The following is a 2,991-nucleotide window of genomic DNA, read 5'->3' on the forward strand; positions in this document are numbered from 1 at the left end:
AAGAGGCGCAGGGTATCTGTTTCCATCATTATATCCAAAACCGGAAATATCATTTCTGATCTGACCCAGTTTATTCAGGTTTTGCAATGGCCGATATCTTGTGCGGAACAGACAATCCAACAGGAGATACCCCATGGCCTACTATTCCGTTCTCGCCGTTACGCCATCCAGCGAAGACTGGATCCCCGATTACCTGCCGACCGCGAACAAGCTGGTGGCAAAGCATGGTGGCAAGTATCTCGCCCGCACCGCATCGCACGAACAGGTCGAGGGCGGTGAACAAGCTGCCGCACTTCGCATCATCCTGGAGTGGCCATCGAAAGAGGCGGCAATGAACTTCATGAATGATCCTGAGTACAAACCTCATCTCGATGCCCGGACTGCAGGATCGGAAAGCTACCACTTCGTGATCGAAGGCAAAGACGATCTCGCCTGAATAGCTGATATCGGCCCGGTGCATCGCACCGGGCCTCCTGCAACAAGGACATTCTTGATGCCACGCACTGCAACGGTGAATTACCATGTTCATGCATCTGAGCGGCAAGCCTACCATATCGACGCCGGTGGTGTTGTCGGGAAGATCATCTCGCCCGAACACGATGTGACCGAGATCCAACTCACCGATGTCCGCAGTGATGGCGATGTGAGTTTTGACCGGGATAGTGTTGGGTTCCTGACCGCGCCCTCAACTGTGAGCGCCTTCGACCAAGACTACAATTGGCAAGACGCCTATGACCAGGAACTCACGACCCTACTCACACGTGCAGTTGGTGCAACTGAGGTCATCATCTTTGACCATACCGTCCGTATCGACGACCCCAACGCGACACGCAAACCGGCCCGCAATGTCCACAGCGACTACAGCCCCGAAGGTGCGCATCAGCGGCTGATCGACATACTGGGTGAGGTCAAAGCGGCTGAATGGTCACGCGGACATTACGGCTTCATCAATGTCTGGCGTCCGGTCGAAAACCCGATCAATTCGGCACCTCTGGGCTTTGTGCGCCCTTCCAGCGTGGCCAACGAAGACTGGCTTTTGCTCGACCTCATTTACCCTGACCGGCGGGGACACATCATGGGGCTTGTCGGGAACCCAAACCATGAATGGGTGTATCAATCCCGTATGACGCCGGATGAGGTGGCTTTCTTCAACATCTACGACAACCGAGGAAAGGCGTCGGTGGCCCATTCGGCCCTGGATATGGTCGAGGACCCGACGATCACTACAATCCGGCAAAGCATCGAGAGCCGCACTTTGATGCGCTACGGAGATTGAGATGGTAGATACGCAGGTGATGCCAGACACAGCGACATCCATGACGTTCCCCTCCCTTAACCGGGCCTACAACACAGTGTTCCGACCGGGAGACCTGACTGTTGGTTTAGTTGTCCCGCTGGATGCACATCGCGGCAGCCCGGTGCCGGATATGAGCCGCCACATCGAACGGGCGAAGATGGCAGATGCGTTGGGGTTTGCCGCTCTGTGGCTGCGTGATGTCCCCTTCAACGTGCCGACCTTCGGCGATGCAGGTCAGACGTTCGATCCGTTTGTCTATCTTGGGCTGCTGTCTGGTGTGACACGGAATATAGCCCTTGGCGTCGCCAGCATCATCTTGCCCCTGCGCCATCCGGCCCATGTGGCCAAAGCAGCAGCGTCCGCAGACCAATTGTCAGGAGGTCGTCTCTTACTGGGTGTCGCATCCGGCGACCGCCCCGAAGAATACCCGGCCCTCGGCATGAGCTTCCCGGACAGAGGAGACAGGTTCCGTCAAAGCCTGGATTACATTCGAGCCATGGCCGCTGACTACCCGTCATATAGCGGCGACCATGGAACGCTGAATGGGTCGATGGATATGTTGCCCAAACCTGCAAGTGGGCGGGTGCCGATCCTCATCACCGGTGGTTCACAGCAAAACCCGGAATGGGTTGCGATTCATGGTGATGGGTGGATGACGTATCCACGGGACATCGTATCACAGGCGCAGGTGGTGAAAGATTATCGTTTGCGCGGTGCAAATGCTGGTGCAGACACAAAGCCGGTCATGCAGTCGCTTTATGTCGATCTTATCGCCGAGGATGATGCAGAACCCACACCGATCCATCTGGGCTTCCGATCCGGCATCACGTTCCTGAAGACTTATCTCGCGTCTTTGCGTGATCACGGGATCAACCACGTCGCCCTGAACCTGCGGTTCAACCAAGCCGACATCGAACACACCATGAAGCGCCTGGCCGATGAGGTACTTTCCGAATTTCCAACAGAAAAGAGTGTGCAATGACCAAAACCATTCTCATCACCGGATCAACCGACGGCATCGGGTTGCTGACCGCCAAGACCCTCGCTGACATGGGCCATAGTATCATTCTGCATGGCCGAAGCGCGGACAAGCTGGAGGCCGCAGCAAAAGAGCTTGGAGGCGATGTCGCCACATATCAGGCCGACCTGTCGTCACTGGAAGAGACGGCCAAACTCGCTGAGGCAATCACAGCCAACCACAACCGCATAGATGTGCTCATCAACAATGCCGGAGTGTACAAAACCCCCAACCCCATTCTGCCAAACGGCCAGGATGTGCGGTTCGTGGTGAACACACTAGCACCGCATGTTCTCACCAAGGCGATGTTGCCGATCATTCCTAGCGATGGTCGCATCATTAACCTGTCTTCTGCTGCCCAGGCCCCGGTCGATCTCGCGGCTCTAGCCGGAGACAAGCATCTAGACGACATGGGGGCCTACGCACAGAGCAAACGCGGCATCGCCTTGTGGTCTGCGCAGATGGCAGCAGCACACCCTGACGGCCCGGTCTTCATCGCGGTCAATCCTGGCTCTCTGTTAGCGTCAAAAATGGTGAAAGAGGGCTTCGGGGTCGCCGGACATGACCTGCAGATCGGTGCAGACATCCTGTGCCGCCTATCGCTGGATGACGACTTCGCCGATGCATCTGGACAGTATTGGGACAATGATGCCGGCGGCTTTGGGCATGTTGATTT

At 56.4% G+C, this 2,991-nt stretch carries 4 protein-coding genes; all 4 read left to right on the plus strand.

The window, feature by feature from the left end; translation table 11 throughout:
• Positions 1 to 133 precede the first annotated feature (133 nt).
• Positions 134 to 436 carry a DUF1330 domain-containing protein gene (locus SLH49_RS22255; protein WP_320271341.1) on the plus strand — a complete coding sequence of 101 codons (303 nt, stop codon included), beginning with the start codon at positions 134 to 136 and terminating at the stop codon, positions 434 to 436.
• A 57-nt stretch (positions 437 to 493) separates the two neighbouring features.
• On the plus strand, positions 494 to 1,276 hold the full coding sequence (locus tag SLH49_RS22260; protein ID WP_320271342.1) for a CmcJ/NvfI family oxidoreductase: 783 nt from the start codon (positions 494 to 496) through the stop codon (positions 1,274 to 1,276).
• A gap of 1 nt (position 1,277) precedes the next feature.
• Positions 1,278 to 2,279, plus strand: coding sequence for an LLM class oxidoreductase (locus SLH49_RS22265; RefSeq protein ID WP_320271343.1), 1,002 nt, complete (start codon positions 1,278 to 1,280; stop codon positions 2,277 to 2,279).
• The coding region (locus SLH49_RS22270; RefSeq protein WP_320271344.1) for an SDR family NAD(P)-dependent oxidoreductase at positions 2,276 to 2,991 on the plus strand (716 nt) is incomplete at its 3' end. The genes SLH49_RS22265 and SLH49_RS22270, both read left to right, overlap by 4 nt.

Origin of the sequence: Cognatiyoonia sp. IB215446 (genome assembly GCF_033963825.1) — a bacterium.
Classification (GTDB): Bacteria; Pseudomonadota; Alphaproteobacteria; order Rhodobacterales; family Rhodobacteraceae; genus Yoonia.